This is a genomic window from Caldimonas sp., assembly GCF_046289365.1.
GTDB lineage: Bacteria > Pseudomonadota > Gammaproteobacteria > Burkholderiales > Burkholderiaceae_C > Caldimonas.
The window spans coordinates 1-21,781 of the sequence record NZ_JBKBVU010000021.1; the positions used below are offsets into that span (position 1 = coordinate 1).

Consider the following 21,781-nt stretch of genomic DNA (forward strand, 5'->3'; position numbering starts at 1 on the left):
GCTGTATCTTGTTAAAGAACCCACCACACAAACAAAACCATCGCTTCGTTTGCGTCGCTAATCAGTGATCAGCGAAGACCGAGATTATTGCAAGATTTCGATTTCCTTGTCAAGCACTCGGTTATTTCGTCTGCTTCGTCGCATCTGGCGCCGTGCCTGCTTTAGGAAGGCGGGCGGCCTCGGTGCAGCAGCGAAGACCGTGACTGTAGCACGCTTTTGGGTTGCCCCGCCAGGGGCCGCTGACAGGGCGATGCCAGGACGGTCAGTCGCTCAGTGCATGGCCGCGTGATCGCGCGCCGCATCCGATCGCAGCAGCTGCCGACAGGTCTCCTGCGGGTCCTCGCTGGCCAGCACCGAGCCCAGGTGCTGCGCCAGCCGGCGGGTGTCGGCACGAAGGATGCGTTGCTTGATGGTGGCGATCTGCGAGGGATGCATCGAGAAGCTGCGCAACCCCATGGCCAGCAGCAACGCCGTGAAGGCGGGGTCGCCGGCCATCTCGCCACACACGCTCACCCCCTTGCCGGCCGAGCGCGCGCAGGCGATGGTGTCGGCCACCAGGCGCAGCACCGCGGGGTGCCAAGGGTCGTACAGGTGGGCCACGGTCTCGTCGGCACGATCGATGGCCAGCGTGTACTGGATCAGGTCGTTGGTGCCCAGCGAAACGAAGTCGAAATGTCGCACGAAGCTTTGGGCCAGCAAGGCGGCCCCGGGCACTTCGATCATGGCCCCCACCTCGACGTCGGTATACGGCAGCCCCGCATCGGTCAACTGCTGCTTGGCCCGCGCCAGGGCCTCGAAGGTCTGGCGCACTTCGCCCAGGTGGGTGAGCATGGGGATCAGCAGGCGCACTTTGCCGTAGGCGCTGGCGCGCAAGATGGCACGCAACTGCATGCGGAACATGCTGGGCTCGGACAGGCTCCAGCGGATCGCGCGCAGGCCCATCGCGGGATTGAGCGTGTGCTCGTGGCGCAGCTCGTTGTGGGACATGCGCTCCAGGGGCTTGTCGGCACCGATGTCGATGGTGCGGATGGTCACGGGCAGGCCCTGCATGGCCTGCACGGCAGCCCGGTAGGCCTCGAACTGCTCCTCCTCGCCGGGCAGCTCGCCGTTGCGATTCATGAAGAGGAACTCGGTGCGGAACAGGCCCACGCCGACGGCCCCGGCCTGCAAGGCCCCTGGTGCGTCCTGGGGCAGCTCGATGTTGGCCAGCAGTTCGACACGCTCGCCGTCGAGCGTGACGGCCGGCGTGTGGCGCAGCCGGGCCAGGCGCTCGCGCTCGAGTTCGCTTTGGCGCTGGCGGAAACGGTATTCCTCGAGGACGATGGGTGAGGGGTCGACGATGACCACGCCGGCATCGCCGTCGATGATGACCCAGTCGTCCTGGCGGATGAGATGGCTGGCTTCCCGTGCGCCGACCACGGCCGGAATGCCCATGCTGCGCGCGACGATGGCGGTGTGCGAGGTCTTGCCGCCCACATCGGTGACGAAGCCCTGGAAGATGCTGCGCTTGAACTGCAGCATGTCGGCCGGCGCGATGTCGTTGGCGATGAGCACGAGGGGATCCTCCCCGCCCCAGTCGCCTGGGTTGGGCGCGGGGGCGGTCGACAGCACCGAGCCGTTGCGGCCGAGGACCCGCAGCAGCCGCTCGACCACCTGCTCGATGTCGGCCTTGCGTTCACGCAGGTAGTCGTCCTCCATCTCGTCGAACTGGCGTGCCAGGACTTCGAGCTGGGCCGACAAAGCCCATTCGGCGTTGTAGTGACGCTCGATGATCCATTGCTTGGTGGCCCCGGTCAGCGCCTCGTCGTGCAGCAGCATCAGGTGGACGTCGAGCAAGGCCCCAAGCTCGGCAGGGGCGTCGGAGGGCATGTCGCGCTTCAGGCCAGCCAGCTCCTCGGCCACGGCATCGCGCGCCCGGCGCAGCCGATCGATCTCCGCCTCGACGCGGTCGGGGCTGATGAAGTAGTGGGCCACGTCCACACGGCTGGAGGCCACCAGGACAGCCTTGCCGATGGCCACCCCGCGGGCAACGGGCAATCCGAACACTTGGAGGGTCATGCGCGGATGCTAGCAGCGCGCCCCGCACCCAGCCAGACGGGACTCCCGGAGCCGGCGCCTGTCCGCATAGCGCACCGCCAGTCCTTGCCTTGGGCGGCTTCCATCGGTCAGACTCGGGGGGACGCTACGCCGTGCCGGTGGCGTTGCCTGATTTGTGGAGGATGCGCCATGTCAGGGCTCACGGGCCTGATCGAACAGAAGCTGGATGGCCTGCCGCGCAAGGTGGCGCTGGAATGGCCGGGGGGGCATGCAGGCACCCGAGATGCGCAGGTCCGGCTGCGGCTGCACGAACCGCGCTGGCTGGGTGCGCTGGCGCGCGGGCAGATCGGCGCCCTGGCCGATGCCTATGTGATGGGCCAGCTCGACATCGACGGGAACATGCGCGACCTGATGGCCGTGGCCGCCCGTCTGGTGGGCGATCCGGTCGCGCAGGGACGTCCCACCTGGTGGCAGCGCTGGTGGCGCTCGGTGCAGTCCCGCCGGCGCCATCGCAAGGAACGCGATGCGCGGCAGATTGAGTTCCACTACGACGTCTCGGACGACTTCTATGCGCTGTGGCTGGACCCGCGGCGGGTGTATTCGTGCGCCTATTTCCGCGAGGCGGACATGACGCTGGCCCAGGCCCAGGAAGCCAAGCTCGATCACATCTGCCGCAAGCTGCAGCTCGGGCCGGGGCAGCGCTTTCTGGACATCGGCGCCGGCTGGGGAGGGCTGCTGCTGTGGGCCGCGCAGCACTACGGCGTGCAGGCCGAGGGCATCACGCTGTCGCGCAACCAGCATGCCCACGTGAACCGGCTCATCGACGAGCTCGGCCTGCGTGGCAGGGTGCAGATGCATTTGCGGGACTACCGCGACATGCCCGAGGACCGCCCTTATGACCGCATCGCCTCGGTGGGGATGTTCGAGCACGTCGGACGCGCCAACCTGGTGGGCTACTTCGACAAGATCCGCCGCCTGCTGGTGCCTGGCGGCCTGGTGATGAACCATGGCATCACGGCCGGGGGAGTGCACAACGCCCAGCTCGGGGCAGGCATGGGGGATTTCATCGAGAAGTACATCTTCCCTGGCGGGGAGCTGGAGCACGTGTCGGAGGTGGCTCAGGCCCTGACCGAGGGCGGCCTGGAGCTGCTCGACGCCGAGAACCTGCGCCCCCACTATGCGCGCACGCTGTGGGCCTGGTCCGACGCTCTGGAGGCCCGGCTGGACGAGGCGCGCGCGGTCACGAACGAGAAGACGGTGCGGGCCTACCGGCTGTACCTGGCCGGCTGCGCGATGAGCTTCGAGCGGGGCTGGATTTCGCTGTTCCAGTTGCTGGCCTCGCGGCCGAGCGGGGACCCGGTGCCAGGGCCGATGCGCGGCGCACAATCGGTCTATCCTTTCAACCGCAGCTACATGTACCGGTGAGGCCGGGGAGATGCTCTACAAGTTCAGGTCCAAGGCGGCCGGCGATGTGATCATGACGGGGGTCCATGGCGATCACGTGATGCGTCTGCTCGGCAAGACGCCGGGCGGCAAGGGCATCCTCGTGCCCGCGGAGATGCCGGCGGCGATCGCCGCCCTGGAACGTGCCATCGCCGAGGAAGAAGCCGAACGCCGGCGCGCCGAGGAGGAGGCCCAAGCCGAGGGCCGCAGCCTGCCACCGCAGGACGGCGTGACACTGCGGCAGCGGCTGTGGCCACTGATCGAGATGATCCGGCGCTGCCATGAGGCCGGCAAGGACATCGTCTGGGGCGTCTGATGCCCCACCCCAAGCACAAGCACAGGAGACCGCGATGAAACTGTGGAGCCAGAGTTGGAACGACGGACAGGCCATCCCCGAGCGCTACGCGGCCGGGCGCCCCGATCCGCAAGGCGGCGTGACCTTCTCGGACAACCTGAACCCCCACTTGGCCTGGAGCGGGCTGCCGTCGGGCACGCAGTCGCTGGCGCTGATCTGTCACGATCCGGACGTGCCCAGCCGAGGTGACGACGTCAACAAGCCCGACCGGGAGGTGCCGGCCGATCTGCCGCGGGTGGACTTCTTCCATTGGGTGATGGTCGATTTGCCGCCCACGGTGAGCGAGATCGCCGAGGGCGAGTTCTCCAAGGGCTTCACGCCGCGGGGCAAGCCCGGACCGGCCACCTTGCATGGGGCGCGGCACGGACTGAACGACTACACGGGCTGGTTTGCCGGCAACCCCGACATGGCGGGGTCGTATTTCGGTTATGACGGCCCCTTCCCCCCCTTCAACGATGCCCTGGTGCACCACTACGTGTTCACGCTCTTCGCGTTGGATCTGGCGCGCTGTCCGGTCGAGGGGGCGTTCACCGGCGCCCAGGTGCGCCAGGCGATCGCCGGTCACGTGCTGGGCTCGGCCTCTTTCGTGGGCACCTACACCCTGAATCGGCGCCTGCGCGCAGGCTGAACGACCATCGGGACGGCCGGATGCGCCGGCCCCCGCCGCCGCACTGCCCCCTCCACCCTGTCCTGCATGTCCCATCCCCAGCCCACCCGCATCCTGGCCATCCGTCACGGCGAGACCGCCTGGAACGTCGACACCCGCATCCAGGGCCACCTGGACATCCCGCTCAACGACACCGGCCGGCGCCAGGCCCGCCGCCTGGCCCGGGCCCTGGCCGATGAGAACCTGCAGGCCGTCTACAGCAGCGACCTGAGCCGCGCCCGGCAGACCGCGCAGGCGCTGGCCGAGCTCACGGGCTTGCCGGTGCAACCGGTCCCGGGGCTGCGCGAGCGGGCCTTCGGCCGTTTCGAGGGTCGGACCTTCCGCGAGATCGAGGCGCAATGGCCGCAGCAGGCCTTGCGATGGCGGCAGCGCGATCCCGAGTTCTGCCCGGAAGGCGGCGAGAGCCTGAACGTGTTCTACCGGCGAGTGGTCGAGCAGGCCGGGGCTTTGGCCTGCGCCCACCCCGGCCAGACGATCGCCCTGGTCGCCCACGGCGGCGTGTTGGATTGCCTGTATCGCGCCGCCACGCGGATCGACCTGCGCGCACCGCGCACCTGGGAGCTGGCCAACGCCAGCATCAACCGCCTGCTGTACACCCCCGAGGGCTTCACGCTGGTGGGGTGGGCCGACACCCAGCACCTGCAGGACCTGGCGCTCGACGAGATCCTGGAGAGACCGGGGCGCTGAGGGTCTGCCCGAAGTCCACGGCCGCTCCACGCTGCACACAATCGAGGCTTGTCTGGTTCAGGCGCGTCGCATGGAAGGTGCACAGATCATCGTTGTAGCCACCCCGGTCTTCCTGCTGTTGATGGCCGTGGAATACCTCGTGGGGCGCTGGCGCGGGCGCAACACCTACCGGCTCAACGACGCCTTGAGCAGCATTGGCCTGGGCATCATGAGTCAGGTGGTAGGGGTCTTGACCAAGGCCCTGACCGTGGGGATCTACACGGTGGCCTACCAGCACCTGGCCCTGTGGAACCTGCCGGCCGATGCCCTGTGGGTCTGGGTGGCGGGGCTACTGCTGTATGACCTGTGCTACTACTGGCACCACCGGCTGGGGCACGAATGTGCACTGTTCTGGGCCGCCCACGTGGTGCACCATCAGAGCGAGGACTACAACCTCTCGACGGCGCTGCGCCAGACCAGCTCGGGCTGGATCGGTGGCTGGATCTTCTACCTGCCGATGGCGGTGCTGGGTTTTCCTCCGCTGGTCTTCGGGGTGGTGGCGCTGATCGACTTGCTCTACCAGTACTGGGTGCACACCCAGCAGATTGGCAAGCTGGGCTGGTTTGACCGGGTGTTTTGCTCACCGAGCAACCACCGTGTGCACCACGCCGTGAACGACAAGTACCTGGACAGGAACTATGGGGGCATCCTGATCCTGTGGGACCGGCTGTTCGGCACGTTCCAGGAAGAGGACGACCGCGAACCCTGTGTCTACGGCACGCGCAGCCCGCTGCGCAGCTGGAACCCGGTGTGGGCGAACCTGCAGGTCTATCGCGACCTGGTGTTCGACAGTTGGCATGCGCAGCGCTGGGGTGACAAGTTGCGCGTCTGGTTCAAGCCGCCGGGCTGGCGGCCGGCCGACGTGGCCGAGCGCTTCCCCAAGGCGCCCTTCGATCTGTCCCGCCTTGAGCGCTACGACCCGCCGATGCCGACCTGGGCGCAATGGGGCGCCGGCGCCCTGTTCCTCGCTCTGCTGGGGGCCACCGCGGCCTTCCTGTGGCAGGCGCACACGCTGAGCTTGGGGGCGCAGGCTGGCGGGGCGGCGCTGATCGTGGCGGGTTTGTGGGGGGTGTCGGCGTTGAGCAGTCTCGGGCGCTCTGCCCCACGGCCCGCGCAGGCCACGGCATGACGCATCGTCCCGGCGGCGTGCACTAACATGTGCTGCCCGGCCCTGCCCTTCGTTATCGATGACCCTTCCGTCCTCCCCCCCTTCTGTCAACGTCATCTGCATGAAATGGGGTCGCCTGTACGGCCCCGAATATGTCAACCACCTGTACGCCGGCGTGCGACGCCATCTGTCGCTGCCGCATCGGTTTGTCTGCTTCACCGACGATCCCGCTGGGCTGCATCCCGGCATCGAAGTCTTCCCGGTGCCGGCGTTGGGCTTGCCCCCAGGCCATGGGGACACACGTTGGCAGAAGCTGGCCGTATTCCGCAGCGAGCTGGCGGATCTGTCCGGCCCCACGCTCTTTCTGGATCTCGATCTGGTGATCGTCGATTCGATCGACCCCTTCTTTGCGGCACCGGGGCGATTCCTGATCATCCGTGATGACGAGCTCTTCCGCTCCAAGCCGCTGCGCAAGCTGCTGCCGGCGCGCGATCGTTTCCTGGCCAGTGTGGGCAACTCCTCGGTGTTCCGTTTCGAGGTTGGGGCGCACACGGACATCCTGCAGGCCTATGTCACCGACCCAGCCGCGGCCACACGTGCCTACGAGATCTCGCAGCAGTTCCTCAGCGCCCAACTGGCCCGGCGCGGCTTGCTGCAGTATTGGCCGCGGGGCTGGTGCGTGAGTTTCAAGAACGACTGCGTGCCGCGCCACTTCGCGAGCTACTTCCGCGACCCCGCCATCCCGCCGGGCGCCAAGATCGTGGTGTTCGCGGGGTCGCCGAAGATGTCGGAAGTGCTCGAAGGCGCAGGCCATCGCTGGTACCGCCGCATCGGCAACATCGATTGGTTGCGCCAAGCCTGGCAGGCCGACGCCGGCTGAAGCCTCAGGGGCCGTCGAAGAGACCGCCCTCTCCGCTCCTGGGCGCCACCAACCCCAAGTGCCGATAAGCCGTGGCCGTGGCGATGCGACCGCGTGGCGTGCGCTGCAGGTAGCCCTGCTGGATGAGATAGGGCTCGATCACGTCCTCGATGGTGTCGCGCTCCTCGCCGATGGCCGCGGCGAGGTTGTCCAGCCCCACCGGGCCGCCGTCGAAGCGGTGGATCACGGCCTCGAGCAGCTTGCGGTCCATCACGTCAAAACCCATCGGGTCGACATCGAGCATCGCCAGGGCCCGGTCGGCGATCGCCTTGCCGATGTGGCCATTGCCTTTGACCTCGGCATAGTCGCGCACGCGGCGCAGCAGGCGGTTGGCGATGCGCGGCGTGCCCCGCGAGCGCCGGGCGATCTCCAGCGCACCTTCCGGGTCGATGGAGGCGTTGAGCAGGCCGGCCGATCGCGTGACGATACGGGTGAGCTCCTCGGCGGTGTAGAACTCCAGCCGCGCCACGATGCCGAAGCGGTCGCGCAAGGGGTTGGTGAGCATGCCCGCGCGCGTGGTGGCGCCCACCAGCGTAAAGGGCTGCAGGTCGAGCTTGATCGAGCGCGCGGCCGGGCCTTCACCGATCATGATGTCGATCTGGTAGTCCTCCAGGGCGGGGTAGAGGATCTCCTCGACCACCGGGCTCAGGCGGTGGATCTCGTCGATGAAGAGCACGTCGTTGCGCTCGAGGTTGGTCAGCAGCGCCGCCAGATCCTTGGGTTTTTCGAGCACGGGGCCAGACGTCTGGCGCAGGTTCACGCCCAGCTCGTGGGCGATGATGTGCGACAGCGTGGTCTTGCCCAGGCCGGGCGGGCCGAAGAGCAGCACATGGTCGAGCGCCTCGCCGCGCTTCCTGGCCGCACCGATGAAGATCTCGAGCTCCTCACGCGCTTTGGCCTGTCCCACGTACTCGGCCAGGCCCTTGGGGCGCAGCGCGCGCTCCAGGGCTTCCTCGTGGGGTGAAGCCGGCGCAGCCGACACGACGCGGGGGCGCGGCGGCGGGGTGAAGTCATCGGTCTGGATGCTCATGGGCGGGACAGGCTCACTTGGCAAGGGACTTCAGCGCCAGCTTGATGCCTTCGCTCACGCTCACGTCTTCGGGCAGAGTCTTCAGGGCGGCGGCGGCTTCCCGGTCGCTGTATCCCAGAGCCACCAGGGCCTGCAGCACGTCGGCCTGGGCCTGGCTCTTGACCGACACCGGCGCGGCCCCCAGCTCAGCGCCGAGCTTGCCCTTGAGTTCGAGCAGCAACCGCTCGGCCGTCTTTTTGCCGATGCCGGGGATACGGGTCAGGCGGCCCGCCTCCTGCACACTGATGGCCTGGGCCAGCTCGGCCACGCTCAGGCCCGACAGCAGCGACAGGGCAATGCGCGGGCCCACGCCCGAGACCTTGATGAGCTGGCGGAAGGCCTGGCGCTCGGCCGCCGTGCCGAAGCCGTAGAGCACCTGCGCATCCTCGCGCACGACGAAATGGGTAAGCAGCGTGGTGCGCTCACCCAGGTGGGGCAGGTTGTAGAAGGTGCTCATCGGCACGTCGACTTCGTAGCCGACGCCGCCGACATCGATCAGCACCTGCGGAGGGGCCTTCTCCGCGATCACGCCCGTCAGACGACCGATCATCCTGGGATTATCGCGGGGGCGCCGCATCCGGCGGCACCGGCGGGCTCATCTCGGGGTGCGCTTGAACAGGCCCAGGCGCTGCGCCTCCAGCGCGGCCTCGGCACGTGAGGACACGTTGAGCTTGCGGTAGATCTGCTTGACGTAGTCGGCGATGGTGTGGCGCGACAGGTTGAGCTGCTGGCCGATCTCGGGCAGCGTGAAACCCTTGGCCACGCGCAGCAGCACCTCGTTCTCGCGCTCGGTGAGCGAGACGTCGGGCAGCAGCGGTGCTTCCTCTTTCTGCTGTCGCGCCTGCGAGGCGAAATAGGCGATCACGCGGCGGGCGATCGACGGCGACAACGGCGGTTCGCCCTGGGTGATGCGCTGGAGCTGCTCGGCCAGCAGGTCGCGCGATTGCTCCTTGAGCAGGTAGCCGAAGGCGCCGGCCTGCAGGGCGGGAAAGAGGTGGTCATCGTCGTCGTGGATGGTGACCACGACCGACTGGGCGTCGGGCTGCTGCTCACGCAGGGCCTCGACCACCTCGACACCGGAGCCGTCGGGCAGGCCCAGGTCGATCAGGGCCAAGTCGAAGCGCGTGGCAGTGATCTGTTGCAACGCGTCGTGCACGCGCGCGCTTTCGACGAGCTGCGCCTTGGGGAACACCTGCATCACCAGGGCCTTGAGCCATTGGCGGATCTCGGGCAGGTCTTCGAGCAGCAGGATGTGCATGGCTGGTCAGGGCACCGAGGCCGAAGCGCCCCCTGGCCGGAGGCATACCGGCATGTTAGCAGGCCTGGGCCGGCGGCTACAGGGGCAACGTGAGACGGATCAGGGTGCCAAAGCCCGGCCCGGACTCGACCAGGCACTGTCCGGCCAACTGTTTGGCGCGGCGCTTCATGCTGGCCATGCCATGGCCGCGGTCGAGCCGTCCGTCCAGCTGCATGGGGATGCCCTTGCCGTTGTCCTGGATGACGAGGTTGAAGTCGGTGTCGTCGATCACGCAGCGGATGGTGCAGGCATTCGCCCCGCTGTGCTTGATGATGTTGCTGACCGCCTCGCGCAGGATGCGGGTCGTCTGCACGTAGGCGCGCGCCGAGAGGTTGCGCTCGTCCAGCTCGTGCGAGCTGACCCAGTCGACCTGCACGGCGGCCTGGCTCAGTCGCGACACGGTCTCGGCGCGCCAGTCGGCCAGGGCATCGGCGATGCGCACCGGCTTGCCGGTGAGCCCCCGCACCGACAGGCGCATCTCCTCCAGGGCTTCGCGCGCCAGGGTGGCGATGCGCTCGTCGTGGCTGGTGTGGACGATGGTCAGCAGCTTGGCGCCAAGATCGTCGTGCAGGTCGCCGGCGATGCGCTTGCGTTCGGCTTCGGCCACCTGCTCGATGCGCAGCTCGGCCAGATGGGCATAGCTGCGCTCGATCTCGACCGTGCGTTCGTGAACGCGCTGTTCGAGTTCGTCGCGCATGGTCTCGGCCACTCGCAGGGCCTGTGCGAACTCGCGCAAGACCTGGGCGGCCACGACGACCATGAGCACCGGCATCGCAAAATGCACCAAGTGTCGGTTGGGCAAGTCCAGCCAGCCGTGTTGCAGCCCCACTTCGGCAAGGGCCGCCAGCACGGCAAGTCCCATCACCGCCGCCACACCGCGCCAGCCCGGCCGATCGGCCCGCCGGGCCCGGATGAGGTAGTCGATCGTGGCAGCGCCGACCTGGAGTGCGAAGATCACGAACCACAGGTTCATGACCTCAAAGAGCCGCCCCCGGCCGGCCAGGGCCAGCGAGAGCGGCACCAGCAGGCACTGCATCCACAGCGCGACGTCCACCCACCGGTAGCGCAGCCCGGCGTGGCGCTGCAGGAACAGGATGGCAAACGCCACCACGGGCGCGATCAGGCCGCTGACCAGCACCTCCGCCGCCGCATGGGTCAAGGGCGTATCGCTCCACCATACGCGGGCGCTGACCAGCGACCAACCGATCAGCAAAGCGCCGAAGTAGAGGTACATCGGCTGGGGCCGCCGGATCCAGCCCAGCCCGAGCATGAACAGGCCCATGACGGTGAGCACGGCGCTGCCCATCTGCAAAACGGTGACGTTCCAGAACAGGTAGCGGTCGTGGCGCACGCGCAGCTCGTCTTCAGGCCCCACCTCGAGCACGGACAGCCCCGCGCTGCGCTGACGGGCGGCGACCTGCCCGGCCGGGAAGCCCACCACCCGCACGTCGAGATGGTTGCGGCCCGACGGATCCAGCAGGCCGGACGGCAGGGTGAACAGGAAGGGACGGTAGCAATTGCGCGTGACGGGCTCGCTCATGCGGCCGCCGCGGCCGATCACATGGCCGTTGAGGCGAACCTCGACGTTGGTGCAGGCGCGCTCGATGTACAGGGCCAGCAGTTCCTGGGGGGCCGGCAAGGTCTGCGCAGGCAGGGTAAAGCTCACGGCATAGGTGAGCACCCCGGAGAATTCGGGGCGCTCGCGCGCCCACTCGTCGGGCAGGCTGACATGGCGCAGCACCGGCCGGCTGGTGCGGCCATCGGGGGCTTCCTGCGCGACGATGGCCTCACGAATGACGAGAACCTCGGCGTGCGCCGGCCAGGCGGCGCAGGCCAAGACCAGCACCCAGCCCAGCCAACGCAGCCCCCCAAGAGACCACGTCCAGATCCTCCACGACGCACCGTTCATCTTCATGGCGCGCATTCTGCGACGAAGGCCGGCCGCTTCCCAGGCCCGTCGCCCACTTTCCCCGAAGTCGGGGGACAATTCCGGCACTGGAGCTGCCCGAACCATCCGTGCCCGTGATCCTCCGCCACGCCTTCCTTCCGCTGGACAACGCCCGCCTGGCCCACCTGTGCGGCACGCTCGACGAGCATTTGAGAACCATCGAGGCCGCGCTGGACGTGAGCATCAGCCGGCGCAACGAAGCTTTCCGCATCGAGGGGCCGCGCAAGCAGGCCGAGCGGGCCACCGCCTTGCTGCAGTCGCTTTACGAACGCGCGGCCAAGCCGCTGTCCCCCGAGATGTTGCAGATGGCCGTGCTGCAAGCGGCCCGCTGCGACGACAAGCCGGCCGCCGGCGCCGACGGTGAGGCCGAGGAGATCGTGTTGCGCACCCGGCGCGCCGACCTGGCCGGACGCACCCCGAACCAGGATCTGTACCTGCGCAACATCCTCGGCCATGACATCACTTTCGGTATCGGCCCAGCCGGCACCGGCAAGACCTTCCTGGCCGTGGCTTGCGCGATCGACGCCTTGGAGCGATCCGCCGTGCAGCGCATCGTGCTGACCCGCCCGGCGGTGGAAGCCGGCGAACGCCTGGGCTTCCTGCCTGGCGACCTCACGCAGAAGGTGGACCCGTATTTGCGCCCGCTGTACGACGCGTTGTACGACCTGATGGGCTTCGACCGCGTCACCAAGGCGTTCGACAAAGGACAGCTCGAGATCGCGCCGCTGGCCTTCATGCGTGGACGCACCCTCAACCACGCCTTCGTGATCCTGGACGAAGCTCAGAACACCACCCCCGAGCAGATGAAAATGTTCCTCACTCGCATCGGCTTCGGGTCCAAGGCGGTGATCACCGGCGATGTCAGCCAGATCGACCTGCCACGCGGCACCACCAGCGGCCTGATCGACGCTCAGCGGGTGCTGCGGCGCGTGCGTGGCATCGCCATGACCCAGTTCACCGCTGCCGACGTGGTGCGCCACCCGCTGGTCGCGCGCATCGTCGAGGCCTATGACGCGGCCCGGCGGGCTCAGAGCTGAGCATGCGCCCCGAGCTGCACCTGTCGCTGCAGTTTGCGGACCCGCGCCACCGCGCACTGCTGCCGCGCCACAAGGTCAGGCGCTGGATCCGCGCCGCGCTGGAAGCCCCCGCTCAGATCACCGTGCGCGTCGTCGATGCCGACGAAGGCCGCGCCCTGAACCGCAACTACCGCCGACGCGACTACGCCACCAACGTGCTGACCTTCGACTACCAGCATGCACCGGTGGTCGTGGCCGACCTCATCGTCTGCGCACCGGTCGTCGAACGTGAGGCTGCCGAGCTCGGCAAGACAGTGGTCGAGCATTACGCGCACATGCTCGTGCATGGCACCCTGCACGCGCAGGGGTACGACCACGAGGCCGACGACGAGGCTGAAGTGATGGAGGCGCGCGAATCGGCGGTGATGCGCGCGCTGGGATTCGCCGACCCCTACGCCCCGCCGGGTTGACCCGGGCGGGTGGTTCGCGTCAGACCCGGCCTTCCTCCACGGCGTGGCAGGCCACCTTGATGCCTTGGAAGTCCTTGAGCGCCGGGCGCTCGCTGGAGCAGCGCGCATTGGCGTGCGGACAGCGGGGGTGGAAGGCGCATCCACTGGGTGGATTCAGCGGATTGGGCACCTCGCCTTGCACCGGCGTGCGCGAGCGCCCGGTCATGTGGATGTCGGGGATCGCATCGAGCAGCATGCGCGTGTAGGGATGGCGCGCTCGCCCGAAAAGCTCGCGCTTGGGCGCCAGCTCGACGAGCCGGCCCAGGTACATCACGCCCACCTCGTCCGCCACGTGCCGTACCACAGCCAGGTTGTGCGAAATGAACAGATAGGTCAGACCGCGCTGGCGCTGTAGATCCTTCATGATGTTGAGCACCTGCGCCTGCACCGACACGTCCAGTGCCGACGTCGGCTCGTCGCATACCAGGAACTCGGGCTGCGTGGCCAGGGCACGCGCGATCGAGATGCGCTGACGCTGTCCGCCGGAGAACTGGTGCGGGAACTTCTCCATGTCGGCCGGCGACAGGCCCACTGACTGCAGCAGTTCGCCCACGCGCTGTTTGGCCTGATCGTCGTTCTTGACCATGCCATGTTCACGCAATGGCTCGGCGATGATGTCCAGCACCTTCCAGCGCGGATTGAGGCTGGCATACGGATCCTGGAAGATCATCTGCATGCGGCGATGCAGCGCACGACCCTCGGCCGTGCCGGCCACCGACTGGGTGTCGATGCCGTCGAAGCGCACGGTCCCCCGGCTGGGCTTGTACAGACCCACCAGCAGGCGTGCCACCGTGCTCTTGCCGCATCCGGATTCGCCCACCAGCGCCAGCGTGTGGCCGCGCTCGATCTCGAAGCTCACGCCATCGACGGCGTGCACGAATTCCCGCGGCTTGCGCTCGATCACACGGTTGAGCCATGGGGCCGAGACGTCGAAGGTCTTGGCCAGGTCTTTCACTTCCACCAAGGCGGTCATGCTGCTTGTCTTTCTTGCTGTGCGTGCAGCCAGCACGCCGCACGGGTGCGGCCGGCATCCATCAGTTCAGGCCGCTCGATGCGGCAACGGTCGAAGGCTTTGGGGCAACGCGGGTTGAAAGCGCAGCCCCGCGGAATGGCCGTCAGGCGCGGCATCGCGCCGTCGATCTGGGTGAGGCGTTCGCGGTCCTCGTCCATCGCGGGGATCGAACCCATCAGGCCCTCGGTGTAGGGGTGGGCCGGCGCATGGATCACGTCCTGCACAGGGCCGATCTCGACCACGCGACCGGCGTACATCACCGCCACGCGGTCGCAGGTCTCGGCGATCACGCCCATGTCGTGCGTCACCAGCATCACGGCCGCCCCCTTTTCCTTGCACAGCCGCTTGAGCAGCGCAATGATCTGCGCCTGGATCGACACATCCAGCGCCGTGGTGGGCTCGTCGGCCACGATGAGCTTGGGCTCGGCCGCCAAGGCCAGCGCGATCACCACGCGCTGACGCATGCCGCCCGAGAACTGGTGCGGGTAGTGGTCGATGCGCTGCTCGGCGGCCGGAATGCCCGTGTCCTTGAGCAACTGGATGGCGCGCTGGCGGGCCTCGGCCGGGCTCACCGGCAGGTGGGTCAGGATGGTCTCGACGAGCTGCCGCCCCACGGTGTACAGCGGGTTCAGCGAGGTCAGCGGATCCTGGAAGATCGCGCCAATTTGACGCCCGCGCACCTTGCGCATCTCCTCATACGGCAGGTTGTCGATGCGCCGGCCTTCCAGCCGGATCTCCCCGGCAGCCACCCGGCCCGGGGGTTCGAGCAAACCGATGATGGCCGCACCGGTCAGCGACTTGCCCGCGCCCGATTCACCCACCACGCCAAGGATCTCGCCAGCGGCGATGTCGAAGCTGATGTCGTCCAGCGCCAGCAGCGTGCCGCGCCGGGTCGGAAACTCCACGCGCAGGTTCTTCACCTGCAGCAGGGGCGTCTTGTTCGTGTTCATCGTGGGCGCTCCAGGCTCAACGCAGTCGGGGGTTCAGCGCATCGCGCAGCCAGTCGCCCAGCAGGTTCACGCTCAGCGCGATCAGCACGAGCATGGCGCCGGGGAAGATGGTGATCCACCACTCGCCCGAGAACAGGAAGTCATTGCCGATGCGGATCAGCGTGCCCAGCGAGGGCGAGGTGGGAGGCACCCCCACCCCCAGGAACGACAGCGTCGCCTCGATGATGATGGCCTGTCCCACCTGGATGGTGGCCAACACCAGCACCGGCCCCAACACATTGGGCAGCACGTGCTTGCGCATGATGCGCAGCGGACTGACGCCGATCACCCGGGCAGCCTGCACATAGTCCTTGTTGCGCTCGATCAGGGTCGAGCCGCGCACCGTGCGCGCGTAGTCCACCCACTTGGTGAGCGAGATGGCCAGGATCAGCACGCCGAAAGCCAGGGTCTCGTGCGCGTTGGGGAACAGCGCCCGGCCCACACCGTCGATCAGCAGGGCGATCAGGATGGCCGGGAAGGACAGCATCACGTCGCACACCCGCATGATGAAGGCATCGACCTTGCCGCCCACGAAACCCGACAGCAGGCCCAGCGAGACGCCCAGCACCACCGACAGCACCACGGAGGCCAGGCCCACGAAAAGCGAAATGCGTGCTCCATACATCAGGGCCGACAGGATGTCGCGGCCCTGGTCGTCGGTGCCCAGCAGGTACTTGGTCGAACCACCGTCCATCCACGCGGGCGGCAAGCGCGAATCGGACAGCTCCAGCGTGGCCAGATCGAAGGGGTTGTAGGGCGCCACCCAGGGCGCGAACAGCGCGCAGAACCCGCAGATGAAGGCGATGGTCGCTGCGGTGATCGCCACCGGCGAGGTGCGAAAGCTGTACCAGATGTCGCTGTCGAAGAAGCGTTGCCAGGCGCTGGGTGGGGAGGTCGTTGTGGTCGTCATGGGAGAACCGGTGGATGAATCCGGCCCGGCCGCCGGCTCACGCTCTCGTGGAGCGCTGCAGGCAGCGGGCCCTGGGGGTGCCGGGTTGGGCACAGGCCGTCACTTCACGTGGATGTATTTGAAGGGCATGAAGTTGTCGGCCAACTGCACCAGATCGATGTGGGACTTCATCGCCCAGGCCAGCGCCTGCTGGTGCAGGGGAATATGGCCCACCTCGTCCTGGTGGATCTTGAAGGCCTCGGCGATCATGGCGTTGCGCTTGGCCGGGTCGGTTTCTGCCTGGATGAGCTGGGTCAGCTCATCCACGCGGGCATTGCTGTACCAGCCCAGATTGAACTGGCCCTGCCCCTTGTCGTTGGGCGTGGCCATCAGGGCCGACAGCGGATTGTGCGAGTCGTAGGTGCCGGGCGTCCAGCCCAGCAGGTAGAAGCTGGTGTCACGGCGCAGGATCTTGGGGAAATAGGTGCCCTTGGTCTCGGTCTGCAGGTTCACCTTCACGCCGATGCGGGCCAGGTTGGCCGCCACGGCCTGGCAGATGGCGGCATCGTTGACGTAGCGGTCGTTCGGACAGTTCAGGCCCACTTCGAAGCCATTGGGATAGCCGGCTTCGGCCAGCAGCTTCTTCGCGGCCTCGGGGTCGTAAGGCAGGCGCTTGTTCAACTCGGGCACGAAGCCCTTGATGCCCGGGGCGACCATCAGCGCCGTGGGGGTGGCGGCCCCGCGCATCACGCGGGTGCGGATGGTCTCGATGTCGATGGCCTGGTAGAAGGCGCGACGCACCCGCACATCCTTGAAGGGATTCTTGCCCTTGACGTTGGAGAACAGCAGCTCGTCGCGCTTCTGGTCCATCCCCAGGAAGATGGTGCGCAGCTCGGGCCCCTGCATGACCTTGAGGCCGGGATTGGCCTTGAGGCGGTCGACGTCTTGCAGCGGCACCGGCTCCATCACGTCGATCTCGCCGGACAACAGCGCGGCCACGCGGGTGGCATCGTTGCCGATCGGGGTGAAGATCACCTCGGTGACATTGCCGTCGATCTTGCCCCAGTAGTTGGCATTGCGCACCAGCACCGTGCGCTGCCCTGGTTGACGCTCACGCAGACGGAAGGGGCCCGTGCCATTGGCACGGAAGCTGGCGGTGTTCTCGATGCCCTTGCGGCGGTCCACCGGTGTCTCGGCCTTGTTCTCCTCGCACCACTTCTTGCTCATCATGTAGACGAGGGTGATGACGTCGGGCAGGATGGGAAAGGGCGAGGTGGTCTCGATCTCGACGGTGTGGCTGTCGAGCTTGCGCACCTCCTTGATCGAGTTGGTGTAGCCGCGCATGTCCGAGCCCTCGCCGGCGGCCCGCTTGAAGCTGAACACCACGTCATCGGCCGTGAAGGGCGTCCCGTCGTGGAAGCTCACATTGCGGCGCAGCTCGAAGCGCCACACCGTGGGCGAGGTCTGCTTCCAGCTCGTGGCCAGGCCCGGCGTCAGGCCCAGGGTCTTGTCGCGCGCCACCAGCGGCTCGTAGACATTGCCGGTGAAGCTCAACTGCATCGACTCGTTGAGCGAGTGCGGATCCATCGACTGGGCATCGCCCTGGTTGGCCACCCGCAGGGTCTTGGCAGCCACCATGCCGCAGCTCAGGGCCAGGGCGACGGCAAGCAAGGTCGGCTTGAACTTCATCAGCGGTTCTCCTCATCGAGCGGTGAAAGGGGCATCGCCTGTTCGACCAGGGATGCGAACAATGCCGAACCGAGCGGCAAGATGTCGTCGTTGAAGTCGTAGCGGCTGCTGTGCAGAAAGCAGCCGGGATCACCACCGTCGCGCCCCTGGCCGATGCGCAGGTAGGCCCCGGGCTTGACCTGAAGCATGAAGGCGAAGTCCTCCGCGCCCATGCTGGGCGGCAAATTGCGCACCACATGGTCCTCGCCGACGAGCGAGGCGGCCACATCGGCGGCGAACTGCGCCTCACGCGGCGTGTTGACCGTGGCCGGGTAGATACGCTGGTAGTCCAGCGTGGCCGAGGCGCCCAGGCCCACGGCCACCGACTCCACCAGACGGGCCAGCCGCTCCTCGATCATGTCCTGCACCTGGGGACGGAAGCTGCGCACCGTGCCCACCAGCTTCGCCTGGCGCGGAATCACACTCATCGCCCCCACGTCACCGCCTTGCATCGCGCAGATGCTCACCACCGCCTGGTCGAAGGGGCTGACGTTGCGCGACACCAGGCTCTGTGCCGCCGTGATGATGTGGGCGGCCACCAGCACGGGATCGACGGCCAGATGGGGATGCGCTCCGTGCCCGCCCTTGCCGTTGACGGTGATCTCGATGCGGTCGGCCGCGGCCATCATCGGCCCGGGGCTCACGCCCACCTGGCCCGCACTCAGGTGGGGCCAGTTGTGCATCGCGTACACCGCATCGGCCGGGAAGCGCTCGAACAGGCCGTCGTCGATCATGGCCTTGGCGCCGGCAAAGCCCTCTTCGCCCGGCTGGAAGATCAGGTAGGCCGTGCCGTTGAAACGGCGGGTTTCGGCCAGATAGCGGGCGGCCCCCAGGAGCATGGTGGTATGGCCATCGTGGCCGCAGCCATGCATCAGGCCCGGTTTGCCCGAGCGCCAGGCGAAGTCGTTTTCCTCGCGCATCGGCAGGGCATCCATGTCGGCCCGCAGGGCGATGGAGCGGCCGCTGTCATGCCGGCGCCCGCGGATCACGGCCACCACACCGGTGCGGGCGATGCCGGTGTGGATCTCGTCCACACGCGTGAGCTTGAGCGCTTCGGCCACCCGCGAGGCGGTGCGCACCTCCTCGAAGCCGAGTTCGGGGTGCGCGTGCAGGTCGCGGCGAAAGGCCGTGAGCTGCGGATGGAACTGCGCGATGTGGCGGAAGATACCGTGATGGGAGGCCTGCATCCGCATGGGGATCTCCGGCACTCAGTGACCGCCGCCCGGACGTTCCACCCGCAGCCGCGGGTCGACAGCAAAGTACAGCAGATCGACCGCCAGGTTGATGACCACGAAGATCAGCGCGATCAGGCACAGATAGGCGGCCATCACCGGGATGTCGGCAAAGGTCACGGCCTGGATGAAGAGCAGGCCCATGCCCGGCCACTGGAACACCGTCTCGGTGATGATGGCAAAGGCGATCAGCCCACCCAATTGCAATCCGGTGATGGTGATGACCGGCACCAGGGTGTTCTTCAGCGCATGGCCGAAGTGCACCGCCCGGTTGCTCAGGCCGCGCGCACGCGCGAACTTGATGTAGTCGGTGCGCAGGACTTCGAGCATCTCGGCACGCACCAGGCGCATGATGAGCGTGAGCTGGAAGATCGCCAGCGTCACTGCCGGCAGGATCAGGTGCTTCCAGCCGGTGACGGTGAGCCAGCCGGTGGTCCACACCTCACCGAGTTTGACCACCTCGCCGCGGCCGAAGCTTGGCAGCCAGCCCAGCGTCACCGAGAACAGCATGATCAGCAAAATGCCGATCAGGAAGGTGGGCAGCGAGACCCCCAACAGCGAGAAGGTCAGCATCACCTGCGACAGGAAGGTGCCGCGGTTCAAGGCGGTGTAGACCCCCATCGGGATGCCCACGACCAGGGCAATCACCGCCGCGACGACGACCAGCTCCAGCGTGGCGGGGAAGCGCTCGAGCAGCAGGGTGGACACCTTCTGGCCCTGGCGCAGGCTCAGGCCGAACTCGCCCTGGACGGCGTTGGCCACGAAACGGCCGAACTGCACGAAAAAGGGCTGGTCCAGGCCCAGGTCGGCGCGCATCTGGTCGCGCTGCTCGGGCGTGGCGTCCTGGCCCAGGATGTTGGTGACGGGGTCGCCCACATACTGGAACAGCATGAAAGCGATGAAAGCCACCGTGAGCATGACCACGACGGCTTGAGCCAGTCGGCGAAGGATGAATGCGAGCATGAAGCCTGTTCCGGCCGGTTGAGGCAGCCCTCACTTGTGATGACGGCCGCCTGGTTTCGAATCTGTGATCCACGCCGGCCCGCGCGCCCCGGGGTCTTCCGGGCCGGCGAGCCGGCAAAGCCCGCCATGGTACGCGCGGGCGGGCGCTCAGACCCTCAGTTCACCTTCACCAAACGCATGTCGATGCGGTTGTCGGCTCGGTGAACCAGGTCGATGTTCTTCTTCATCGCCCAGGGGATCACCTGGTCGTGCAGCGGGATGTGAGCCACCAGATCGTTCTGCAGCTGCAGGGCTTCGGTCAGCATGCGCCGGCGCACCGGGGCATCGGTCTCCACCTTGATGCGATCGACCAGATAGTCCATGCGCTCGTTGGAGAAGCGGCCCACGTTGTAGTTGCCGTCGCCACCCGTGCCCACGGTGCGCACCAGCGACTGCAGCGAATACAGCGCGTCGAAGGTTGGCACGCCCCAGCCCAGCATGTAGATGCTGGCCTCATAGCGCTGGATCATCGGGAAGTAGGTCACCAGCGGCATCGTGCGCAGCTTGGCCTTCACGCCGATGCGCGCCCACATCGCCGTGATCGCTTGGCAGATGGCCTCGTCGTTGATGTAGCGGTTGTTCGGGCAGGCGAAATCCACTTCGAAGCCGTCAGGGTAGCCGGCCTGGGCCAGCAGCTTCTTGGCGGCTTCGACATCGTACGGGTAGCGCTTGGCCACGCTCTCCGTCCAACCGGCCACCTGCGGAGCCACCAGGGCACCCGTGGGCTTGCCCAGGCCGCGCATGATGTTGCGCGAGATGGTGTCGATGTCGATGGCCTGGTACAGCGCCTTGCGCACCCGCACGTCCTTCAGCGGGTTCTTGCCTTTGATGTTGGAGCCGGGCAGTTCGTCGCGGAACTGGTCCATGCCCAGGAAGATGGTGCGGTTCTCAACGCCGTCGATCACCTTCAGGTTGGGGCTGGAGCGCAGGCGCGGGAGGTCTTGCGGCGTCGGATCGAGCACCAGGTCCACCTCGCCCGACAGCAACGCGGCGATGCGGGTGGCGGCCGACTTGATCGGCGTGTAGACGATCTCGGTGACATTGCCCTCCATCTTGCCCCACCAGTTGGGGTTGCGCTTGAACACCATGCGCTGGTCGGGCTGCCAGGATTCCAGGATGTACGGACCCGTGCCGTTGGCGTTGCGATGGGCGAAGTTCTCGTCGGGCGTCTTGATGTCCTTGGGCGCCACCGAGTTGTTCTTCTCGGCCCAGGCCTTGTTCATGATGCGCAGCTCGGTCATCTGGCGCAGCAGCACCGGGTTGGGGCCCTTGAGGAACACGTCGACGGTGTTGTTGTCGACCTTCACCACCTTGTCGATGCCCTGCGTGTAGACGGTGAAGTTGGAGCTGGGCGCCATCGCGCGGTTGAGCGAGAACACCACGTCATCGGCCGTCATCGTCGAGCCGTCGTGGAACTTCACGCCCTGGCGCAGGTTGAAGCGGATCTGGGTCGGGCTGATCTCGCGCCAGGAGGTGGCCAGCACGGGCTCGACCTCGAAGGTGCGGCTGTTGTAGTAGACCAGCGACTCGTAGACGTTGGCATGCAGGCCGTTTTGCAGCGCGTTGTTCTGGGAGTGGATGTCCCAGGTGGCGATTTCGCCCTGGCTGGCCCACTTGAAGGTCTTGGCCTGGACCGCCGGCACGGCCATCAGACTGGCGCAAACGAAGGCGGCGGCCGCCACCGCAGTGAGGGAGGAGCGTTTGAACATTGGTTCACTCACGACAGGAGTATTGAAGGTGTGAATGATCAGCAAATCCTGTGCCGGTCGTCAAAGGGGGAAGTCCCGATCACGGATCCCACGCTGGGTGCTTGCATGCACCCCCGAAGGGGGCGG

19 protein-coding genes and 1 pseudogene are annotated in these 21,781 nt (G+C 67.2%); 8 read left to right on the forward strand and 12 right to left on the reverse strand.

Annotated features, from left to right (window positions below):
* Positions 1-270: 270 nt before the first annotated feature.
* Positions 271-2,058, reverse strand: a complete 1,788-nt coding sequence (gene ptsP / locus ACK42S_RS03965) for a phosphoenolpyruvate--protein phosphotransferase (RefSeq protein WP_409703651.1) — start codon at positions 2,056-2,058, stop codon at positions 271-273.
* A 168-nt stretch (positions 2,059-2,226) separates the two neighbouring features.
* Here ptsP and ACK42S_RS03970 point away from each other — a divergent pair, with 168 nt between their 5' ends.
* The 6 genes and pseudogenes from ACK42S_RS03970 (at position 2,227) to ACK42S_RS03995 (ending at position 7,216) form a co-directional block, all read left to right on the forward strand.
* Positions 2,227-3,462 carry a class I SAM-dependent methyltransferase gene (locus ACK42S_RS03970; protein ID WP_409703654.1) on the forward strand — a complete coding sequence of 412 codons (1,236 nt, stop codon included), beginning with the start codon at positions 2,227-2,229 and terminating at the stop codon, positions 3,460-3,462.
* Between the two features lie 10 nt (positions 3,463-3,472).
* A complete protein-coding gene (locus tag ACK42S_RS03975) occupies positions 3,473-3,796 on the forward strand; it encodes a DUF1840 domain-containing protein (protein WP_409703657.1) in 324 nt (107 codons plus the stop codon).
* Positions 3,797-3,830: 34 nt separating this feature from the next.
* The gene (locus ACK42S_RS03980) at positions 3,831-4,463 is read left to right on the forward strand and encodes a YbhB/YbcL family Raf kinase inhibitor-like protein (RefSeq protein WP_409703660.1); all 633 of its coding nucleotides are present in this window, start codon (positions 3,831-3,833) and stop codon (positions 4,461-4,463) included.
* A 66-nt stretch (positions 4,464-4,529) separates the two neighbouring features.
* The gene (locus tag ACK42S_RS03985; RefSeq protein ID WP_409703663.1) at positions 4,530-5,189 is read left to right on the forward strand and encodes a histidine phosphatase family protein; all 660 of its coding nucleotides are present in this window, start codon (positions 4,530-4,532) and stop codon (positions 5,187-5,189) included.
* Between the two features lie 70 nt (positions 5,190-5,259).
* A pseudogene (locus ACK42S_RS03990) lies at positions 5,260-6,306 on the forward strand (sterol desaturase family protein); the annotation flags it as partial.
* A 151-nt stretch (positions 6,307-6,457) separates the two neighbouring features.
* Positions 6,458-7,216, forward strand: coding sequence for a glycosyltransferase (locus tag ACK42S_RS03995; protein ID WP_409703666.1), 759 nt, complete (start codon positions 6,458-6,460; stop codon positions 7,214-7,216).
* Between the two features lie 4 nt (positions 7,217-7,220).
* Here the strand turns inward: ACK42S_RS03995 and ruvB are convergent, their stop codons facing one another.
* The 4 genes from ruvB to ACK42S_RS04015 form a co-directional block, all read right to left on the reverse strand.
* Positions 7,221-8,285 carry a Holliday junction branch migration DNA helicase RuvB gene (ruvB, locus tag ACK42S_RS04000; RefSeq protein ID WP_409703669.1) on the reverse strand — a complete coding sequence of 355 codons (1,065 nt, stop codon included), beginning with the start codon at positions 8,283-8,285 and terminating at the stop codon, positions 7,221-7,223.
* 13 nt (positions 8,286-8,298) lie between these two features.
* Complete coding sequence (gene ruvA, locus ACK42S_RS04005; RefSeq protein ID WP_409703672.1) at positions 8,299-8,874, reverse strand: Holliday junction branch migration protein RuvA; 576 nt, start codon at positions 8,872-8,874, stop codon at positions 8,299-8,301.
* Positions 8,875-8,919: 45 nt separating this feature from the next.
* Positions 8,920-9,582, reverse strand: a complete 663-nt coding sequence (locus ACK42S_RS04010; RefSeq protein WP_409703675.1) for a response regulator — start codon at positions 9,580-9,582, stop codon at positions 8,920-8,922.
* 76 nt (positions 9,583-9,658) lie between these two features.
* Positions 9,659-11,536 carry an ATP-binding protein gene (locus tag ACK42S_RS04015; protein WP_409703678.1) on the reverse strand — a complete coding sequence of 626 codons (1,878 nt, stop codon included), beginning with the start codon at positions 11,534-11,536 and terminating at the stop codon, positions 9,659-9,661.
* A gap of 107 nt (positions 11,537-11,643) precedes the next feature.
* On the opposite strand from ACK42S_RS04015, the gene ACK42S_RS04020 reads away from it, so the two are divergent.
* The gene (locus tag ACK42S_RS04020) at positions 11,644-12,606 is read left to right on the forward strand and encodes a PhoH family protein (RefSeq protein WP_409703720.1); all 963 of its coding nucleotides are present in this window, start codon (positions 11,644-11,646) and stop codon (positions 12,604-12,606) included.
* A gap of 2 nt (positions 12,607-12,608) precedes the next feature.
* Positions 12,609-13,055 (forward strand): rRNA maturation RNase YbeY, encoded by a 447-nt coding sequence (gene ybeY, locus ACK42S_RS04025; RefSeq protein ID WP_409660158.1) that lies wholly within the window; start codon positions 12,609-12,611, stop codon positions 13,053-13,055.
* A 19-nt stretch (positions 13,056-13,074) separates the two neighbouring features.
* Here ybeY and ACK42S_RS04030 read toward each other — a convergent pair whose 3' ends face one another.
* From ACK42S_RS04030 to ACK42S_RS04060, 7 genes are all read right to left on the reverse strand, one after another.
* Positions 13,075-14,067, reverse strand: a complete 993-nt coding sequence (locus tag ACK42S_RS04030; protein WP_409703681.1) for an ABC transporter ATP-binding protein — start codon at positions 14,065-14,067, stop codon at positions 13,075-13,077.
* Complete coding sequence (locus ACK42S_RS04035; RefSeq protein WP_409703684.1) at positions 14,064-15,056, reverse strand: ABC transporter ATP-binding protein; 993 nt, start codon at positions 15,054-15,056, stop codon at positions 14,064-14,066. Before ACK42S_RS04035 ends, ACK42S_RS04030 begins: the two co-directional genes overlap by 4 nt.
* A 16-nt stretch (positions 15,057-15,072) precedes the next feature.
* Positions 15,073-16,005, reverse strand: coding sequence for an ABC transporter permease (locus ACK42S_RS04040; protein WP_409703687.1), 933 nt, complete (start codon positions 16,003-16,005; stop codon positions 15,073-15,075).
* 99 nt (positions 16,006-16,104) lie between these two features.
* Positions 16,105-17,673, reverse strand: a complete 1,569-nt coding sequence (locus ACK42S_RS04045) for an ABC transporter substrate-binding protein (RefSeq protein ID WP_409703690.1) — start codon at positions 17,671-17,673, stop codon at positions 16,105-16,107.
* Positions 17,673-18,905 (reverse strand): M20 aminoacylase family protein, encoded by a 1,233-nt coding sequence (locus ACK42S_RS04050; RefSeq protein WP_409703693.1) that lies wholly within the window; start codon positions 18,903-18,905, stop codon positions 17,673-17,675. Before ACK42S_RS04050 ends, ACK42S_RS04045 begins: the two co-directional genes overlap by 1 nt.
* Before the next feature lie 15 nt (positions 18,906-18,920).
* Positions 18,921-19,907 carry an ABC transporter permease gene (locus ACK42S_RS04055; RefSeq protein ID WP_409703696.1) on the reverse strand — a complete coding sequence of 329 codons (987 nt, stop codon included), beginning with the start codon at positions 19,905-19,907 and terminating at the stop codon, positions 18,921-18,923.
* A gap of 155 nt (positions 19,908-20,062) precedes the next feature.
* Complete coding sequence (locus tag ACK42S_RS04060) at positions 20,063-21,655, reverse strand: ABC transporter substrate-binding protein (protein WP_409703699.1); 1,593 nt, start codon at positions 21,653-21,655, stop codon at positions 20,063-20,065.
* Positions 21,656-21,781: the final 126 nt, after the last annotated feature.